Here is a 19,111-nt window from a genome sequence, read left to right as displayed (position 1 = left end):
GTTCCAAGCGTACAGCATCTTTCCTATTGTAGGAGAGAAGGCTGTACGCTTTTTATTTTGCTTGCATTCTGTATTCGTATACTCATCTTGAATATTCATGATGATCTGAACGTGAGAAAGGGGGTATTTATTACAAGGTGAAAAGATCGGGTTACTAGGAAATATAGTTTAAACAAAGTATTCTTCATTATTGAGAATACTTGTATGCAAATAGTGTGTATGGATACGTTATCAATTCTTCAAACAACGAAGGAAGACTATTAAATATAAATAAATAGAGATAAAGGTTTAAGCGCTTCAATTGTGGTTATATCATATCCGTACTGATAAAATCACTTACTTACTTATGAGCAAGATTGAAATTATACATAATGTGATTGACGGAAGTTCCGGAGCTTCCTTTGCATCTGTATAACAAAAAAGTGGCTCAGTGGGGAAAGCAGATCATATCAGGGGTTTTCGGGAACAAATACAGGTTGGGTGAAGCCGATATAATAGCCGACTCCACTTTTTTTCAAATGATATGTGATCCAAAATGAAACTTCGCCCGTTTATCCAATCATGGACGGCAAGACAAACAGACAAAAACAAAATTGACTTACAAAGGGAGCCTGAATGATGAAAATTCAAAAACTGCTTGTACCTGTATTAAGTCTTTCCCTGCTTTTACCTACAACTGGAGCTTTTGCTGCAACCACAACTACAGCAACACCGACAGTCAGCACGAAAGCTGCTGATCTGCGTGCTGGATTGGATTATCTGCTGTCCGAGCACTTTGCACTTGCTGTTGTTGCAATGACAAAAGCTTACGAAGGCGCACCGGATGCAAAACAAGCGTATGACGCGCTGGATCAAAATGCACTGGATATGCAACCTGCCATCGAAGCTATCTATGGTAAAGCAGGTGCTGCGGAATTCGAACGTATCTTCCGTGCACATAACAAATACACCGACAACCTGGTGAAAGCAACGAAAATGAATAACAAAGCGGCAATCAAAAAAGCCGAAGCACAAGTACAAGGCTTTGTTGACGAGTTCTCCAAATTCCTCGCAACAGCAACAGCTGGCAAACTGCCACAAAAAGCTGCTGCAGACGCTCTGAGACTGCATGAAGATCAAGTACAAGACGTATTCGAGAAATATGTAGCTGGTGATTACACAGGTGCATACAAAGAATATCGTCAAGGTTTCGAAACAATGTTTACAGTAAGTAAAGCGCTCTCCGGCGCGATTGTGTCCCAGTACCCTTCGAAATTCAACTACGGTACTGTAGATACACCGGCGGCTGATCTGCGTTCCGCTCTGAACCGTCTGGCTGCTGAGCACTTTGCATTGTCCGCACTGCAAATGCAAAAACAGTATAACGGCGAAAAAGACTCCGCTGCGCTGGTAACTGCAGAAGCAGCAAACACAGCTGCATTCAAAAAAGCGATCACATCGATCTACGGTGCTGAAGGTGGTAAACAGTTCGAAACGATCTGGGTAACGAACCACATTAAAGCACAAAGTGATTATGTAACAGCACTGAAAAAAGGCGATAAAGCAGCACTGCAAGCAGTAAAAGATCGCATTACAATGTTTACGAAGGACTTTGCAACATTCCTGGGTACAGCAACAGCGAACAATCTGCCTGCTGCCGCTGCTGAAAAAGCACTGGTTACTCATGAAACTCAAGTCCAAAACGTTATCAATCAATATGCGAACAAACAATATGCAGCAGCATACAAAGCTGACCGCGAAGGCTTCAAAACAATGTTCGGTATCGGTGAAGCACTGGGTGGCGCAATTGTAAAACAATACCCTGCTAAATTTAAAGCTGCTGCTACGCCTGCCAAAACGCCAGCTGCTTCCAATGCAGCAATGACGACTGTGTGGATGAAGCTGAACAGCAAAGAGCTGAAAATCAACAACAAAACAACAATGATGGATACAGAACCAGTAGTAAGCAACAACACCACTTACATTCCACTGCGCTACCTGGCTGAAGGAATCGGTGCGAAAGTAGCTTGGAACAAAGCTGCTGGTCAAGTAACTGTTATGGCTGGTAAAGATACAATGAAATTCTGGGTTGGTAAAAACACCGTTGATGTAAACGGCAAAACGCAAAAACTGGAAGCAACTGCTATGGTGAACAACGATGGTAGAACACTGGTTCCACTGCGTTCGATCACAGAACTGTTGGGCTGGGACGTAAAATGGAACGAGTCCACTGGTGCAATCACGCTGACTAAAGCGAAATAAGCATCATAAAAAAGTAACTATATAATAGAAGATTCTTGTACACTCCCTGTGTAAAAGGTATCTTGCCTACACCACGATGACTGCATGTTCTCCTTATTGATAAGCAAGCAGCATCCAAAGACTCCCGGTTATTTATGACCGGGAGTCTTTGTTTTTATTGGTTAAACGACAAGAAACAGTGTAAAATAATGTGACTGTGTCATAAGCTGTATCCAGCGTTTAATGAATGAAGAATATATGTCTGCTTGAAATGAGGAATGGGACAATGACAAAGAAGCAAAAGATTTGGTCTGGCATTGCGGCTGCCGTGGTCGTCCTGACGGCAAGTCTCTTTATATGGTGGAAGCCAATTTCATTGGCAATGTTTGACTGGTTTGTTGCGGATAAAATTGAAACCCAACTCCAGCAGACGTATCAGCCTGTACGTCAAACAGGCGGCGAACAGCAAGCAACGGAGCCGGAGGTCGTAATGACTGAGCCATTTTCCATGTTGCTGGTCGGTAGCGATCAGCGGGAGAATGAGACGGCGCGCTCGGATACCCTTATGTATGCGGTCGTACGTCCGCTTGAGAACAAAGTGCTGCTTATTTCCATTCCACGCGATACATACACCGAGATCGTCGGGCGCGACCGGATGGACAAAATCAATCATGCGTACGCATTTGGTGGCATCGAAATGACGATGAATACGGTAGAGCATTTTCTAGATGAGAAGCTTAATTTTTACGCATCGGTTAATTTTCAAGGATTGGTTAATGCGGTCGATGCACTAGGCGGTGTGCAGTTGCCGATTGAAGAAGATATTGTGAACCGTGATCCGAATCATGAGCAATTCACGATCAAAGCGAACAAGCCGATCTATTCCGGTCAGGAGGCGCTGTATTATGTGCGGTACCGTGAAGATAGCGATTTTCGCCGGACGAAGCGCCAGCAGATCTTCCTGCAACAGATTGCCAGTCAGGCATTTCAGTTGAAACAGATCGATAAAGTGCCGGAGCTGCTCAGCATTATGGGCGATAATTTTAAAACGGATATGCGCCCGGATCAGTTAACTGGTCTAGCGAGTCAATTGTTGCATACTGGCGAGCCGGAAGTGAAAGCATTCACGATCGCTGGTGAAGGTGAGTACATTGATGGCGTCTACTATGAAGTGCCGGATGAGAGCGAAGTAGAAGAAGCGAAGCAATTGATTGATGACTGGATGAGCAAGGACGGCCCTGATGCGGTAGAGCAGCCACCTTCCGGCAATGCGGCTGATGGAGATACCGAAACGACCATTCAACAGTCCGAATTACGTTAATTGGATAGACTGGCTTTATTGTAGGCTGGTTATCGCTTAAAATAGAAGAGAAGCATCGTCAACACCTGTATGACACCAATCCATGAATCATACTATGCTGCCATCGGTGCAGCAGGTCGTAATACGACGAGGAGGAAGGTTTTTTCATGAATATTGCGTTTTTTCTGCTGCCGAAGCAGGAGGTCGTTTGCGTCACCCTTAATTCGACGCTGCGCCAGACGCTCGAACGGATGGAATATCATCGTTATACGTCCATCCCGATGCTCGACAAGGACGGGAAATATGTAGGTACGATCACGGAAGGGGACTTGCTCTGGTTTATGCGAAATTCCGGTGGCAAGGTGACTTTTGAGAACGCTTCTAAATTTTTGCTGTCCGAAATTCCGCTTAAACGGGATGACAAGCCGGTATCGATCGATGCCAATATGGAAGACCTGATCAATCTGGCTAAAGTGCAGAACTTTGTGCCGGTTGTCGATGATATGAACCGATTTATCGGCATCGTACGCCGTAGTCAGATTATTGAATACTGCGAACAATTCGTTCGCGGCGGTGAATACGCGCCGGAGCGCAACCGTATGTCTGGCATCTAAATCGGCTGTGGTCGCTATACAAATCCGTGCGTGATCCTCGGCGTCTATGCTATAATGATGAGTAAATCTTTTTTAGCGATGCCGACAATTTGTGCGTAAGAGGTGAATCGTTTGAAACTGCGCTGGACATCCGTAGCATGGAGCGTTGCTTACCTGCTTCTGCTACTATCCCTAATAACATCTGTAAGAGTCATCGGTATGCTATTTCTAATTGTGCCTGTCGTCGTGCTGTATTCAACTTTGACCTTGCGCCAATTCATCATGCACTTGATTCCTGTATGGTTGATCGCGTTGATCATTGCTGGACAGGCAGGGTTATTCCTGCCGATTCTAGGAATATTCTTCATGATTCCGGGAATTGTGATGGGCAGGATGTACAAAAAGTATCAGCCTGCACTGAAAGTTATTTTTGCTGGCGGTCTGACCGCATTGGTGGAACTGCTTGTGCTGCTATTAATTGCAACCGCAGTGTTCCATTTTAGTCTAGGAGAGTACGTGCGGGATGTGATTCAGATTTCCGTTGCGCCGCTACAAGCGATGGCGGATGTGAATCCGAACCTGAGCGATGTGCTGACGCCGGAGTATATTATCGGGCTGAGCAATTACACGCTCACGTTGATTCCCAGTGCGCTCATTATCGCTTCGTTTACGATGGCGATCATTACACATGCGGTATCGCGTCCACTGCTCGAAAGTATGAATTATTCTGTGCCGCGTCTGAAACCGGCACGCGATTGGAGATTGCCAAGATCGCTGATCTGGTATTATCTGATCGCCGTATTTCTGGAGTTTATTGCACGTTCGAATATGACGGGTGTGCTGGCGGCAATTGTGCTGAACTTTATGCCACTGGTTCATCTTGCCTTTACGATCCAGACGATCGGATTTGTGTATTTCTGGGCCAGTCAGCGGAAGTGGGGATCGTTCCTGCCGTTTATTCTGGCGATCGTCGTCGTACTGATTCCGCCGCTGCGGATTATCGGGATTATCGATCTGGCTTTCCCGCTCCGCGAGTATATTACGAGAACGAAACGGTAAGGGTGATGAATGATGCCTAATTTTTTGCTAAACCGCTGGCACGGTTACCGGTCGGTGTGGGCATCACTGCTCATGCTAGGTCTGGTTGTGCTTCTGTCCTGGTTCAACTGGATCGTCGGATTGGTAGCGCTGTGTGCAGTTATCTTGTTCGCAGCGGTGCTGGTGCGCTCGGAGCTTGCGTTCAGGCGGGAACTGGATGAGTATATTGCTGGCTTGTCTTTTCGAATCAGGCGTGTAGAGGAAGAAGCGGTTAGTACGCTTCCGTTCGGTCTGGTGCTGTATGATAATAAATTTTCGATTGAATGGCATAATCGATACATTGCTGGTTTGTTCGGTCGTAAGACGTTGGTCGGCACACCGCTCGATGAATGCTTTCAAGATTTTCAGGAGCAATATAAAAAGGCGAGAGACAGCCGTAAGGAAGCGACACGCGACAAAGCGGCGATCAAGGAAGTTCGCTTTGAATTGCAGCATGATATACGTACGCTGGAATGTATCGTACTGCCGGACGAGCGGCTGATCTATGTGCAGGATATTACGGAATTTGCGAATCTGCGTGATCGTCATGAGGAGGAGCGTCTGGCAGTTGGCGTCGTGCTGCTCGATAATTTTGACGAGGCTTCTCAAGGAATGGACGATCAGCAGCGTACAAGTCTGATTGCACGCGTAGCAACGCGGATTACCGATTGGGCGAAGCATTACCAGATCTATGTGCGTCGTCTGTCATCAGAGCGCTATCTGCTGCTGCTGAATCAGAAATCGCTGCGTGAACTGGAACAGAGCCGGTTTGTTATTTTGGATGAAATTCGTGAAATGACCGCCGATCTGAAAGTGCCGCTGACACTTAGTATTGGTGTCGGCTTCGGTACAGAAACGATTAGCGAACTCGGCGAACTGGCACAGTCCAGTCTGGATATGGCGCTTGGACGCGGTGGCGATCAGGCGGCAGTGAAGGCGGATCAGCGTCTGTCATTCTATGGCGGTAAATCCAATGCGATTGAGAAACGGACGCGTGTACGTGCAAGGGTAATCGCCCATGCGCTGCGTGATCTGATGGTCGATAGTGATCAAGTGCTAGTTATGGGTCACAAAATTCCAGATATGGACGTGATCGGTGCTTGTATCGGGGTGCTCAAGGCTGCCGATATGTACGAGGTTGAAGCGTACATCGTACTGGATGGCGTCAATCCGTCGATTGAACGCATGATGGAGCGCATCTCCAATGATGAGCGATTATCGGTGCATTTTATTACGCCGGAAGAAGCGCTCAATATTATGACTGAGCAGACGCTGATGATCGTGGTCGATACGCATAAAGCGTCGATGACGATTGAGCCGAAGCTGGTGGAACGTGCGCGCCGCGTTGTGGTGGTGGATCATCATCGCCGCGGCGAGGAGTTTATCAACGATGCGGTGCTGGTATACTTAGAGCCGTATGCGTCGTCCACCTGTGAATTGGTGACGGAGCTGCTGCAATATATTCATGACAAAGTACAATTCACTACGCTGGAAGCGACATCGCTATTGGCGGGCATTACGGTCGATACGAAGCATTTTGCGTTGCATACCGGTTCGCGTACGTTTGAGGCCGCAGGCTTCTTGCGCCGAAACGGAGCGGACACGGTGATGGTGCAGCAGATGATGAAGGAAGATCTGTCCGAATATATCGCCAAAGCTGAGATTATCAAGCAAACGCGTATTATCCACGATCATATCGCACTGGCGGTTACGTCTCCGGGCGAAAAGGTGCCGCAGCTGCTAATTGCACAGGTCGCGGATTCGCTGCTGAATATGAGCAATGTCCACGCTTCATTTGTGATTAGCGAGCGTGTAGATGGTCTGATCGGTATTAGCGCCCGTTCACTGGGCAAGATGAATGTACAGGTAGTTATGGAACGCTTGGGCGGCGGCGGTCATCTGACCAATGCGGCTGTCCAGCTCGAAGGTACTGCTGCCGAAGCGGAAACACGGCTCCTGCAAGTACTAGATCAAATGAATGAGGAAGAGGGGTTATTTGAATGAAAGTCATTTTGCTAAAAGATGTTAAAGGAACTGGTAAAAAAGGGGATATCAAAGAGGTATCTGACGGCTACGCACAAAACTTCCTGATCAAAAACGGTCATGCAAAACCGGCAACTGGCGGTAACGTGAAAATTCTGGAAAACCAGACCGCTGCTGTTGAGCGTCAAAAACAGGAAGAAAAAGAAGCTGCTCAAGCACTGGGCAAAACGCTGGAAGAGCTTACGGTTCAGCTGAAAGCTAAATCTGGTGAGGGCGGTCGTCTGTTCGGCGCGATTACGAGCAAACAAATCGCTGAAGCACTGTCCAAACAAGGACATAAGATCGACAAGCGCAAACTTGAACTGGATGAGCCAATCCGTACACTGGGCGTCACTCAGGTAACGGTGAAGCTGCATCCAGAAGTAAAAGCGACGCTCAAAGTCCAAGTTACTGAGGAGTAATCATGGGCGGCGAAATGTTTTACGATCGGGTTCCACCGCAGAATCTGGAAGCTGAGCAGGCTGTTCTGGGTGCTGTGTTATTGCAAGCAGAAGCGCTGATTAGTGTGATGGAGCGCGTAGACACGGAGGATTTTTACGATAAATCTCACCAATTGATCTACGATGCGATGGTAAATCTGGGGGAAGAAAACCAGCCGATTGACTTGATCACCTTAACTTCCTTGTTGCAGGATCGTTCGCAGCTGGAAGATATCGGCGGCGTCAGCTATTTGGCGAAGCTTGCCAATGCGGTGCCGACCGCAGCCAACGTAGATTATTATGCGCAGATTATTGAAGAAAAATCGATGCTGCGTCGTCTGATCCGTACCGCAACGCAGATTGTTAGCGAAGGATACACTGGCGGGGAAGATGTCGGCAGTATGCTGGGCGATGCGGAGCGCAAAATTCTGGAAATCTCCAACCGCCGTACAGGTAGCGGCTTTATCGCGATTCGTGATGTGCTGATGGAAGTGTTCGAGAAAGTAGAGACACTGAGCGAGAACAGCGGCAATACGACCGGGATTCCGACAGGTTTTATCGATCTAGATAAAATGACCGCCGGGTTCCAGCGTAGTGACCTGATCATCGTGGCGGCGCGTCCGTCGGTTGGTAAAACGGCGTTTGCCCTGAATATCGCGCAAAACGTCGCAGTGCGTGCCAAGGAAACGGTTGCTATTTTCAGTCTGGAGATGTCGGCAGCGCAGCTTGTACAGCGTATGATCTGTGCCGAAGCGAATCTGGACGCGAGCGTCATGCGTACCGGCGATTTCAAAGAAGAAGACTGGATGAAGCTGACGATGGGTATCGCATCATTGTCAGAATCGGAAATCTATATCGATGATACGCCGGGGATTATGGTATCCGAGATTCGTGCCAAATGCCGTCGTCTACAAAAGGAAAAAGGGCTAGGCATGATCGTGATCGACTACTTGCAGCTAATCTCTGGTCGCGGCAAAGCGGGCGAGAACCGTCAGCAGGAAGTATCCGAGATCTCACGTACGTTGAAGCAGATTGCGCGTGAGCTGCATGTGCCGGTTATCGCACTGTCTCAGCTCAGCCGTGGTGTCGAGCAGCGTCAGGACAAGCGTCCGATGATGTCTGACTTGCGGGAATCCGGCTCGATTGAGCAGGATGCCGATATCGTATCGTTCTTGTATCGCGACGACTACTACAATCAGGAAACTGAGAAAAAGAACATCATCGAGATCATTATCGCCAAGCAGCGTAACGGTCCAGTCGGTACGGTCGAACTGGTTTTTTTGAAAAACTTCAATAAATTCGTCAATTACGAGCGTGTTCAATCGGATATGTTCGCAGGATAGATGAAGATTAGGATGCTAGTGCCGAATAGGAAATAGGATGTATAATCATCTGTTGTTCGGGATCGCTGTATCCTTTAATAAGGAAGAGCCGCTTTCCACCGGGGAACTTACCGGAAGGAGAAGCGGCTCTTTTTGTTATGGATTGTTAATCGGCAGTGACCGTTTGCACAATCAGTCGGCGCAGATCGGCAATGCGATTGGGCATTTCACTGGTAGAGCTGTTGAGCATATCGCACAGTGCAAGCAAATCTTCCATTCGCGACAGAAGTCGCCATTGTGGATGCAATTCACCACCAGCGGCGCGATACCCTTCCAGAACATGCTGCTCATACAGTGATCCTGCCGATTCATACCGCAGCATATTTCCAATATCCGCATACCGCGTTCCAGCAAAAGCAAATTCCCAATCCAATACGGCGGGGACGGTGGTGCTATCAGATGATTCCTGAATCAGAATATTCAAACCGTTAAAATCGGAATGAACGAGTAGCGGCATCTCGTGAAATTCGTGGATACACATTCGGCTGGATTGCAGAAATCGCCGAACTGCCTGAATCTCTTGTTCATGTAACCAGCGTCCGCTTCCGTGATGTTCCAGACTATCATTGATAAAAGCGCACCATTCGTCCATACCAGGGGAGAGTGGCTCGACAATAGTAAGAGTAGGTCCGAAGAATCCGGCTTGTGCAAAGGTATAGTTGTGAATATGTGCAAGCACGTTACCGACCGCTGTCGCAGCCGCTGCGATGCGTCTGGTATCACCTGTTTTCAAAATATCAGCGAGCAATATGCCGTCCTTCCATTCCAGAATCGACCAGGATGCGCCTTCAGCAGTCGGGATGATCTCGGAATGCACATACTGCGCAATCGGCACTGTAGCAGCAACAAGCTGCGTTATAGCGACCTCTTTATAGGCAACATCCGAACTGCCAGAGCAGACGCGCAACATGTAAGGCGAATCATCCTGCTCCAATGTGAACTTGTAGCTGCCATTGCTCAACCCGGTACTGGTTCGTTGCAAGCTAGCGATGGTTTTGCTGGGAAAAGCGGTATGGATCATGTCGTGCAGTGTAGAAGGCGAAGGTGGCGTGAAGGTGCTACTGTGTTCCCAGTTCTCTTTCATGCAAGTCATCCTCCTGAATATGTATCGAAATGAAATATGTAGAGTATCACGATCTTCATTATATAGTGAATGTACTCCCATCAGAACAGGAACAGTTATAGTTAATAGGCTGAGATAGATACAAACGATCAAGATCGCAAAGGTTACTTTTATAGATACGACACTATATTTTGCGAAAAATACGGTTTTATCATGGGTAAAGGCAGCGTTTGGCGAAATGATTACATAAATCCCGAACGATGGTAATTTTGTGTCCTGTCATTGTTCGCGTTTCATTTGACTTTGAAAAAGTGTCCTGTTACACTGTAAATGCTGCGGTAAAGCGCAATAGTGTTATTGGATGTAAGTATCCTGTCAGTTCAGGAACTGCTTCACCCCCTTACCGCACGGGGATGAACTTCCGCCCGCGAAACGGTTTGTATGCCTGCATTTGCCCGGCCGTTCCTCGCAAGGAGGTTTTATGCTGTGCTGTTACCACGCTGGATAGGGAATACGTTCCCAACGTCATCTTTTCCAACAAGATGTACACATCTGGCGATCATACGGAACAGACAGCGCAAATATACGGTGTACATACACCTACGGAGGAATGAATCATGTCAACTGTAGTCGTTGTGGGAACACAATGGGGAGACGAAGGCAAAGGTAAAATTACCGACTATCTTTCGGAGAGCGCGGATGTTGTAGCCCGTTATCAAGGTGGTAACAACGCGGGACATACGATTTTAATCAATGAGAAAAAATATAAATTAACGATGGTGCCATCCGGCATTTTCTATGAAGACAAAGCATGTGTCATCGGTAACGGTATGGTTATTAACCCGGCTGCGCTGATCGACGAAATTAACTATGTGCACGAAAACGGCTTTTCTACCAAAAACCTGACCATCAGTGATCGCGCGCATGTCATTTTGCCATATCATATGGTGCTGGATCTGTTGGAAGAAGAACGCAAAGGCCCGAACAAAATCGGTACAACTGGTAAAGGGATCGGCCCTTGTTACATGGACAAAGCATCCCGTGTCGGTATCCGTATCGCCGATCTGATGGATGCAGAAGAATTCGAGCAAAAGCTGCGCCATCTCGTCAATGAGAAAAATCAGGTGATCACGCAAGTGTACGGTGGTCAACCGGTCGATGTGGAGCAAATCCTGTCCGATTATCTCGGGTATGCCGAGAAGCTGCGTCAGTATGTAAAAGACACATCTGTTGTACTGAACGACGCGATCGACGAAGGCAAAAAAGTGCTGTTCGAAGGCGCGCAAGGCGTCATGCTGGATATTGACCAAGGTACGTATCCGTTCGTAACCTCGTCTAACCCGTCCGCAGGCGGTGTCTGCATCGGTTCTGGCGTCGGTCCAGCACGTATTCAGCAGGTTATTGGCGTTGCCAAAGCGTACACTACTCGTGTTGGCGATGGCCCATTCCCAACTGAGCTGCATGACGAAATCGGTCACGAAATTCGTGAAAAAGGTCATGAATACGGTACGGTTACTGGTCGTCCTCGTCGTGTAGGCTGGTTCGATACCGTTGTTGTTCGTCACGCTCGTCGCGTGAGCGGCATTACTGGTCTGTCCCTGAACTCGCTGGACGTACTGACCGGTCTGGACACAGTGAAGATCTGCACCGGTTACAAATACCGTGGCGAATTCATCACTCACTATCCAGCCAGCCTGAAAAATCTGGCGGAATGTGAAGCGGTATATGAAGAAATGCCGGGCTGGAGCGAAGATATTACTGGCGTGAAAACGCTGGAAGAATTACCGGAAACGACACGTAACTATGTGAATCGTGTATCCGAGCTGACCGGTATCCCAATCGCGATCTTCTCCGTTGGTCGCAATCGCGAGCAAACGAATCAAGTGGCTCCGATCTATTCCTAATATCTACATTGTATAGCCAATCCACCGGGCTGCATTCTGTGCAGTCCGGTTTTTTGTTTGTTCGATACAGAGGCATTTGTTAGCGCGCACATTAACATTCTATGCGCGCTTATCACCTAGACGCCTATCACCATCAACTACACGAAGCGGAATAGAGCGAAATCAAGCGGATATCATATGCATTGGAACACAGCGTAATATACACTGCAAAGATACAATCAAAAAGGTGAAGTTCTTAATCTGTTACAGTATTTTCCTGTTACTGTTCAGTCAGATTGACTGTACATAAGGCTGGATCATCATCGGTATTCATTATATTGCTGCAAAGAACGCATAGTCGTTATCATATCAGCATTTCTTTGAAAACAGCATCTTCCCTCATTCCCTTCATTTTGACTTGCCTTATGGTGTCTGAGATCGTGCTGTTATATGAATTGTAAAGTTGAAAGTTTTGTGGAGATTATGGTAAAGTAAACGGGGAGTTACAAAGGTTAATTTTTTGATACTTTTATATGACAATTTTTAATAACTTAGATAGCATTTGACCTTGCAGCTTCTTGCCTTCCGTAAAAGCATCCGTCACAACATGGGTGCTTATTCGGTGGGCAATCAAGCGATAGATTACGTACGCATCATGTATACATCAATATCTGCGAATAACGAATAATGACATTCAGCAATGAACAGTAAAAGGAGACGGTCATGAAAGGTTTGAAAGGTAAACGGGAAGCGGAACAGCAAGCTGCATCGCAGCAAGCGTCCCAGGCTGAACAGCATCATCCAGATCAGCCATCCGTCGGGGAGCAAGACACTCAGTCACAACATTGGTATACATTGACCGTAGATTCGATCCGTCAGGGGAAAAACAAGATGCGCCGCCGTTTATTGGTGGCAATCGGTGGCGTTGTTGTTGCCGGTGGACTTGTTTTGGCGGGTACGCATTACGTCACTGCGAATACCATTCCGTATTATGTCGTATCGGTTAAAGGGCAGGAGATTGGCAGTATTTTGAATAAAGCCGATCTGGATACGTTGTTTAACGAAAAGCGTGCCGCGTATCAGAAAAAATACCCGGATGCGACCATGGTACTGAACACGAACGGCATCACCACCACGGAGCAAAAGGCGTACAAAGCACAGGTGGATTCCACTGGCACACTCAAGCAATTGAACAGTATGCTAACCGCTTATGCCAAAGGCGTGGAAGTCGTCGTAGGCGATAAGCATGTGGGCGTCGTCAAAGATCAGGCAGCGATTGATGCTGCACTCAAGCTCGTTGAGAAAACCTATACACAAAAAGCCGAAGCTGCTGCTACGAACCTGAGCAAAAGCTCTGTACAAAAACTCACCAAAAGCTATGCGTACAGCAAAAAGGTCAACAAGCTGGAATCTGTCAAAATCAACGAGAAAGTCACATCGAACGAAATCAAAGCGAATCCGCAAAAGCTTCTGAGCAGCAAGGAACTCGCCAAAGTGATGCTGACTGGCGTAGAAGCGCCGCTTACCTATACTGTACAGGAAGGCGATACGATTAGCTCAATCGCGTCTTCGTATGATATTACGCAAAAAGAGATTTTCAGCAACAACCCGGACGTGAAGGAAACATCGCTGCAAATCGGCGATGAACTGACACTTACTGTACCGCAGCCACCGATCACCGTCACAACGGTAGAGGATTATTCGGAGCAGGTCGTTACCGAACCAGCTGTCGAAATTCGCAAAAGCGACAATATGCGCGCTGGCGAATCCAAAGTCATTTCCTCCGGTAGCAAAGGTCTGAAACGCATCAACTACCGCGTCAGCAAAGCCAACGGTCAGGTGCTGCGCGAAGAATGGGTAAGTCAGGAAGTCGTCAAAGAATCTTCACCCAAAATCATCGTCAAAGGCACCAAAGTCGTTGTCGGCGAAGGTAGCGGTAACTTTATCTGGCCTGTTAGCGGTGCAACGGTAACGAGTCCATACGGTCAACGCTGGGGACGTGTCCACAAAGGTATCGACCTCGTTGGCAGCTCGTCCGTGATGTCCGCCGATGACGGCGTCGTCACCTACGCAGGCACAATGACCGGATACGGCAACGTCATCGTCATCGACCACCGTAACGGCTACGAAACCTTGTACGGTCACCTAAGCCAAATCGACGTCAGCACCGGAACCGTCGTGGAACAAGGCCAACACATCGGCGTCATGGGCAACACCGGCCGATCTACAGGCACCCATCTCCACTTCGAAATCCACAGCGGCGGCGCCCTGCAAAACCCACTATCCTACCTGCGTTAATAGCAGACCTACATTGCTTACCGCAAAATAGTGCTGCTTCCTTACCCAAGCAGCGTTGCCATACACATTGGTAACGCTGCTTTTTGCATGGTATTTACAAAAAAATCCTATTGACTCCATTCCCTCATCTCCAAGTACAATCCACTGTGACAGGTGACAGGTGACAGGTGACAGGTGACAGGTGACAGGTGACAGGTGACAGGTAGGACGTAAAAAGAATGCGGAGCATAGCGACAAAGAATCGAAGGCATAAGGTCAACTACCTGCGAATCATGTGATCAAATTTCGTGTTAGAGTTCACGTTGTTCGCAAGGATAGAAGTCGATCTTCGATTCGCTCATATGTCTTAGGAGAAGTAATACAATAAACAATAGAGATGAACACATGAGCTACAGCTTATTTTATAAAAGAAATTATAGTTTTGAGATGCGGTTTCAAGAAAGTGATCTAAAAGCCCTTCATCCAAATGATATAAATACCACTGAGCGGAGGGAAAGGAATGGGGATAAGTACGACTTATCGTGTTTGCGATTTTCAAACACGATGTTCAGTCAAAAGTGATTTTTGCGAATGCAAAATATCTTACTACTTCCGAGGGGCGGGAATCTTCATTTACTCCTCATCCAAAAGATTCCCGCGGCTCCACCTGAGGACGTTCCCCATCCTTTCCCAGAGCGGAGTGCTGTCCACCACCACATCATCTTTTAAGTCCAAAGAACGAAGTTAAATCCCGCACAACACAAGAACCTCCCCCACGAATATGTTAAACTAAATAAATCAAAGTCATTATGAGGTGAATCCAGCCATGCAGGGAAAAATTCTGGTCGTTGACGATGAACAACCGATTGCAGATATTCTAAAATTCAATCTCGAAAAAGAAGGCTACGAAGTCATATGCGCCTTTGACGGCATCAGTGGAGTGGAGCAAGCCTTTGCAGAAGAGCCGGATCTGATCCTACTCGATCTGATGCTACCCGGCAAGGACGGAATGGATGTGTGCCGCGAAGTGCGTACGCGGCTGGATATGCCGATTATCATGTTGACTGCCAAGGACGCCGAGATCGACAAAGTGCTTGGTCTAGAGCTGGGCGCGGACGATTACGTGACCAAGCCGTTCAGCACGCGTGAGCTGCTCGCCCGGGTCAAAGCCCATATGCGGCGTCAGCAGAAAAAAGCGCCTGCCGCCACAGCGGTCAGCGTACCGGAAGAAGAAGAGAACAAAAATGGGCTGAGTCTGTTCGGCCTGTTTATCGATACGGATATGTATATGGTGTACAAGGACGGGGAACCGCTCGACCTGACCCATCGTGAATATGAGCTAGTGTATTATATGGCAAAAAATGCAGGTCGCGTGATGACCCGCGAGCATCTGCTACAGGCAGTATGGGGATTTGAATATTTTGGGGATGTGCGTACGGTCGATGTGACGATTCGACGCCTGCGTGAGAAGATCGAGGACGATCCGAGCAAGCCGGAGTATATTTTGACGCGGCGCGGACTTGGCTATATGATGCGCAGTCCCAAAGCGGGAGGCATGTAACGTGAAGCGCAGACTGCGGCTGCTGCCGGGCTTCAGCCGCACGATTCAGGCGCGGCTGATTATTATCTATGTACTGCTGATCCTAATCTCGATGCAATTGATCGGGGTGTATTTTGTCAGTGCGATGAAGAACTCGCTGACAAGCAATTTTACACAGGATTTGCAGCAGCGGGCACAACTGCTGTCCGTATTGATCGAGAACAAATGGTCTGGCAGTGGCGATACCTTTTCCAATTCGGTCGATGATCTCAAGCAGATCGTCGACAATTTGTACAATATGAGCGGCACCGAGATTCAGGAGATTCAGGTGCTGGATGCGAGTGGACGTATTCTCACGTCATCGCTGGACAATACGTCTGGCGTAGAAGCTCGTCGCAACACACAGACTGTCGTTAGCCGCGCGCTCCAAGGCATTAACAACAATGAAGAATACATTATCGACGATACGGGCGAGCGCAAGCGAGTGGTCGCCGAGCCAATCATTAGCGACAATCGTACGGTCGGGGCGGTGTATATCGTCGCGTCAATGGCGGATTTGTACGATACGATGAAGCGGATCAACGGCATTTTCCTGTACGGCATCTTGATCGCGCTGGTGATGACGGCGATTCTAGGTGTCATTCTAGCGCATACGATTACGCAGCCGATTAAGGAGATGACGAGGCGTGCGAAGCAGGTGGCAGAAGGCGAATTTGACCATCATATGACCGTGTACAGCAATGATGAGATCGGTCAATTGAGCGAAGCGTTCAATTATATGACTGGACGTTTGCGTGATGCGCTATCACAGAATGAAGAGGAAAAAGAACGTCTGGCGTCTATTTTGAAAAATATGAGTGACGGCGTGATCGCTACCGACGAGCATGGCTGTGTCATTCTCGTGAACCGGGTTGCTGCTGCGATGTTATCTGCCAGCGAACAGGATATGACGGGCAAAGCATTCATTGACCTGCTCCCTCTATCCGAAACCGAGCGTGGCAAATTGCAGGCAGGTACGCTGCGTCAGATGATGCTGACGCTGAGCGAGCCGGACGAGAGCAGCAGTTCCATCGTACGCGTTACATTTAGCACCGTGCATCGTCGCAAAGATAGCGTTGCTGGTGTGATCGCCGTCTTGCAGGATGTGACCGAGCAGGAGAAGCTGGAAGGCGCGCGGCGCGAGTTTGTTGCCAACGTCTCGCATGAACTGCGCACACCGCTGACTACGATTAAGAGCTACACCGAAGCGTTGGAAGACGGTGCGCTGGATGAACGCGCACTGGCAGAGCGTTTTATCGGTGTCATTCAAAATGAAACCCAGCGTATGATTCGACTGGTCAGCGATTTGCTGCATCTATCGCGTCTTGATTCCAGCGAAGCGACCTTGCGCAAAAAGCGTACAAGTGTATTGGAGCTGCTGGAAGATACGTCTGACCGCTTCTTTGTCCAAATGAAGCAAAAGCAGATCGGCTGTGATATCGATATTCAGCCGAATGTGGGCAGCGTGTGGATTGACCGCGATCAGATCGATCAGGTGCTGGACAATCTCGTGTCCAATGCGCTCAAATATACGATGGATGGCGGCAGTGTGACGCTCGGTGCGTACAGCACCAAGGATGACATGTTAGCAATCTTTATTCAGGATACTGGGATCGGGATTCCGCAGCAGGATCTGGCGCGGATCTTTGAACGCTTTTACCGGGTAGATAAGGCGCGTTCACGCAATATGGGTGGAACCGGGCTTGGTCTGTCTATTGCCCAGGAAATAGTGCGTGCACATAACGGCTCCATTGCCCTTGATTCCGAGCTGGGACAAGGCACAACAGTAACGGTATTGCTACCACTGCATGAGGAAGGAGAAGTGGAAGAATGAGGGAGAATATCAAGTCCGCCTTGCTAGCTATTCTGATTATCATCAGTCTGGTGCAGAGTTACTTCCTCATTTACCGAATGCCGGGTGCGGATTCGGTCGTTAATTCCGAATCCGGCTATGTGCAGGCGGAAGATATCGGTCCACACTCCAGCATCGAAAATATGCTATTTCCTGATAAAATGATCATTCATATGACTGGCGACCGGCATACGATCTTCTATCCGTCGTCAGATGCGTATACTACGATTTATAATGGACTACGTGAAAATAGCTTTGGGCAGTTCCGCCGTCTGTCTGTACAGAGCATCGATTGGAACACGGTGCGTAGCGATGATGGGATCGAGTTGACCTTTGGCAGTGGCATTCCGGTCAGTTTGCTGGAACGCAGCATGAAGCTGAATCCAGATTCGCTGTTTGAAGGCGATTCGGTGAACCGGATCTGGATCTATAACTCATCGGAAGATCGTCAGACCAAGGCATTCTTTTTTAGTGCGAGTGGTGATGTAGTGTATGAAGCCAACGATCTCGATCTGAAAAGCGAGCAGATTACGCGTAATGTGCTGCTTGGCGAGAATAGTATGGGCTATGAGTATACGACTGGTGGCTATTACATCCCGCAGAGCAGTCTGAGCATTCCGGCAGTGACGCTAAAGCTGGACAGTCTGACAACGGAGCAGATGCAGCGCAATCTGTTTTTCGATCCGGGTGCGATTCGCAACATTAATGAACAGAACGGCATCGAAATCTATACCGATAGCAAGCGCAGTTTACAAGTAGATACATTGCAAAAATGGATGACCTATACCGATCCGACTGCACCTACTACTGGCAGCAACAACAATTCGGACAATGTGCTGTCTGCGGTTGATTTTGTCAATCAGCATGGCGGTTGGCCGGGTACGTATATGCTGAATATCAATAACGGTAGCGATAGCAAAGCAGGATTTATTTTCCGCCAGTATTATCGTTCGTATCCGGTCATGGAGACGGATAAGGTGAAATTTGGTTATATGCGCCTGGTAGTGGAGCATAATACGGTATCCTCGTATGAGCGCTCGATGCTGTATTTGACCACCCCTTCATCCGGTAGCGATACAGCGTTATCGACTAAAACCGATTCTACTGCGGGGCAATCCACCGCTGCATCTATGCAAACTTTGCCTGGCGGACAAGCGCTAGAGAAATTGCTAAAAAGCCAGATTCCAGTAGGAAAGCAGGTCGTCGATCTATCGCCGGCATATCGTCCGACACTGGGCAATGGCGTGGTCGTATTAACACCGGTATGGATGGTGAAATTGCAAGATGGCAGTACCCAATTGCTGAATAGCAAGTGAATGTGATTATGATTATGGGATTGCAGTTACTTGTTAGTTTTGTTCATTCCGTATTCGTTCATTCAATAGATAGTAGAAATTCAAAAATATACAATGGATTGCATATG

The 19,111-nt window shown here is 48.0% G+C and carries 13 protein-coding genes; 12 read left to right on the top strand and 1 reads right to left on the bottom strand.

All coding sequences use genetic code 11. The features are described from left to right. The first annotated feature begins 618 nt into the window (after window positions 1-618). The 7 genes from ACE3MZ_RS23720 (at window position 619) to dnaB (ending at window position 8,995) form a co-directional block, all read left to right on the top strand. Window positions 619-2,241, top strand: coding sequence for a copper amine oxidase N-terminal domain-containing protein (locus ACE3MZ_RS23720; RefSeq protein ID WP_411346901.1), 1,623 nt, complete (start codon window positions 619-621; stop codon window positions 2,239-2,241). A gap of 265 nt (window positions 2,242-2,506) precedes the next feature. Continuing rightward, the gene (locus tag ACE3MZ_RS23715) at window positions 2,507-3,541 is read left to right on the top strand and encodes an LCP family protein (RefSeq protein ID WP_411344533.1); all 1,035 of its coding nucleotides are present in this window, start codon (window positions 2,507-2,509) and stop codon (window positions 3,539-3,541) included. Between the two features lie 146 nt (window positions 3,542-3,687). Beyond that, the gene (locus ACE3MZ_RS23710; RefSeq protein ID WP_411344532.1) at window positions 3,688-4,134 is read left to right on the top strand and encodes a CBS domain-containing protein; all 447 of its coding nucleotides are present in this window, start codon (window positions 3,688-3,690) and stop codon (window positions 4,132-4,134) included. Between the two features lie 102 nt (window positions 4,135-4,236). Next, window positions 4,237-5,172 carry a DUF2232 domain-containing protein gene (locus tag ACE3MZ_RS23705; RefSeq protein ID WP_411344531.1) on the top strand — a complete coding sequence of 312 codons (936 nt, stop codon included), beginning with the start codon at window positions 4,237-4,239 and terminating at the stop codon, window positions 5,170-5,172. 12 nt (window positions 5,173-5,184) lie between these two features. Next, window positions 5,185-7,194, top strand: coding sequence for a DHH family phosphoesterase (locus tag ACE3MZ_RS23700; protein ID WP_411346900.1), 2,010 nt, complete (start codon window positions 5,185-5,187; stop codon window positions 7,192-7,194). Continuing rightward, complete coding sequence (gene rplI, locus ACE3MZ_RS23695) at window positions 7,191-7,634, top strand: 50S ribosomal protein L9 (RefSeq protein ID WP_411344530.1); 444 nt, start codon at window positions 7,191-7,193, stop codon at window positions 7,632-7,634. Before ACE3MZ_RS23700 ends, rplI begins: the two co-directional genes overlap by 4 nt. A 2-nt stretch (window positions 7,635-7,636) precedes the next feature. Further along, a complete protein-coding gene (gene dnaB, locus ACE3MZ_RS23690) occupies window positions 7,637-8,995 on the top strand; it encodes a replicative DNA helicase (RefSeq protein ID WP_411344529.1) in 1,359 nt (452 codons plus the stop codon). A gap of 145 nt (window positions 8,996-9,140) precedes the next feature. Here the strand turns inward: dnaB and ACE3MZ_RS23685 are convergent, their stop codons facing one another. Beyond that, window positions 9,141-10,118, bottom strand: a complete 978-nt coding sequence (locus tag ACE3MZ_RS23685) for a phosphotransferase family protein (RefSeq protein WP_411344528.1) — start codon at window positions 10,116-10,118, stop codon at window positions 9,141-9,143. A 596-nt stretch (window positions 10,119-10,714) separates the two neighbouring features. Here ACE3MZ_RS23685 and ACE3MZ_RS23680 point away from each other — a divergent pair. The 5 genes from ACE3MZ_RS23680 to ACE3MZ_RS23660 all read left to right on the top strand — a co-directional run bounded on the left by ACE3MZ_RS23680 (window position 10,715) and on the right by ACE3MZ_RS23660 (window position 19,004). Further along, entirely contained in the window at window positions 10,715-12,001 is a 1,287-nt protein-coding gene (locus ACE3MZ_RS23680; RefSeq protein WP_411344527.1) for an adenylosuccinate synthase, read from the top strand. Between the two features lie 702 nt (window positions 12,002-12,703). Beyond that, complete coding sequence (locus ACE3MZ_RS23675) at window positions 12,704-14,278, top strand: peptidoglycan DD-metalloendopeptidase family protein (RefSeq protein WP_411344526.1); 1,575 nt, start codon at window positions 12,704-12,706, stop codon at window positions 14,276-14,278. An 805-nt stretch (window positions 14,279-15,083) separates the two neighbouring features. Continuing rightward, entirely contained in the window at window positions 15,084-15,818 is a 735-nt protein-coding gene (gene yycF / locus ACE3MZ_RS23670; protein WP_411344525.1) for a response regulator YycF, read from the top strand. Between the two features lies 1 nt (window position 15,819). Beyond that, window positions 15,820-17,670 carry a cell wall metabolism sensor histidine kinase WalK gene (gene walK / locus ACE3MZ_RS23665; RefSeq protein ID WP_411344524.1) on the top strand — a complete coding sequence of 617 codons (1,851 nt, stop codon included), beginning with the start codon at window positions 15,820-15,822 and terminating at the stop codon, window positions 17,668-17,670. Further along, on the top strand, window positions 17,667-19,004 hold the full coding sequence (locus ACE3MZ_RS23660) for a YycH family regulatory protein (RefSeq protein ID WP_411344523.1): 1,338 nt from the start codon (window positions 17,667-17,669) through the stop codon (window positions 19,002-19,004). Before walK ends, ACE3MZ_RS23660 begins: the two co-directional genes overlap by 4 nt. Window positions 19,005-19,111: the final 107 nt, after the last annotated feature.

This window comes from Paenibacillus sp. WLX1005, from assembly GCF_046603685.1.
Taxonomy (GTDB): domain Bacteria; phylum Bacillota; class Bacilli; order Paenibacillales; family Paenibacillaceae; genus Saccharibacillus.
This window is presented reverse-complemented; position numbering and strand designations above follow the sequence as displayed.

Bases quoted from the DNA above. Each gene is read 5' to 3' on its own strand.
- ACE3MZ_RS23720 (WP_411346901.1), top strand. From the start codon at position 619: ATGAAAATTCAAAAACTGCTTGTACCTGTATTAAGTCTTTCCCTGCTT.
- ACE3MZ_RS23715 (WP_411344533.1), top strand. From the start codon at position 2,507: ATGACAAAGAAGCAAAAGATTTGGTCTGGCATTGCGGCTGCCGTGGTC.
- ACE3MZ_RS23710 (WP_411344532.1), top strand. From the start codon at position 3,688: ATGAATATTGCGTTTTTTCTGCTGCCGAAGCAGGAGGTCGTTTGCGTC.
- ACE3MZ_RS23700 (WP_411346900.1), top strand. From the start codon at position 5,185: ATGCCTAATTTTTTGCTAAACCGCTGGCACGGTTACCGGTCGGTGTGG.
- rplI (WP_411344530.1), top strand. From the start codon at position 7,191: ATGAAAGTCATTTTGCTAAAAGATGTTAAAGGAACTGGTAAAAAAGGG.
- dnaB (WP_411344529.1), top strand. From the start codon at position 7,637: ATGGGCGGCGAAATGTTTTACGATCGGGTTCCACCGCAGAATCTGGAA.
- ACE3MZ_RS23685 (WP_411344528.1), bottom strand. From the start codon at position 10,118: ATGAAAGAGAACTGGGAACACAGTAGCACCTTCACGCCACCTTCGCCT.
- ACE3MZ_RS23680 (WP_411344527.1), top strand. From the start codon at position 10,715: ATGTCAACTGTAGTCGTTGTGGGAACACAATGGGGAGACGAAGGCAAA.
- ACE3MZ_RS23675 (WP_411344526.1), top strand. From the start codon at position 12,704: ATGAAAGGTTTGAAAGGTAAACGGGAAGCGGAACAGCAAGCTGCATCG.
- yycF (WP_411344525.1), top strand. From the start codon at position 15,084: ATGCAGGGAAAAATTCTGGTCGTTGACGATGAACAACCGATTGCAGAT.
- ACE3MZ_RS23660 (WP_411344523.1), top strand. From the start codon at position 17,667: ATGAGGGAGAATATCAAGTCCGCCTTGCTAGCTATTCTGATTATCATC.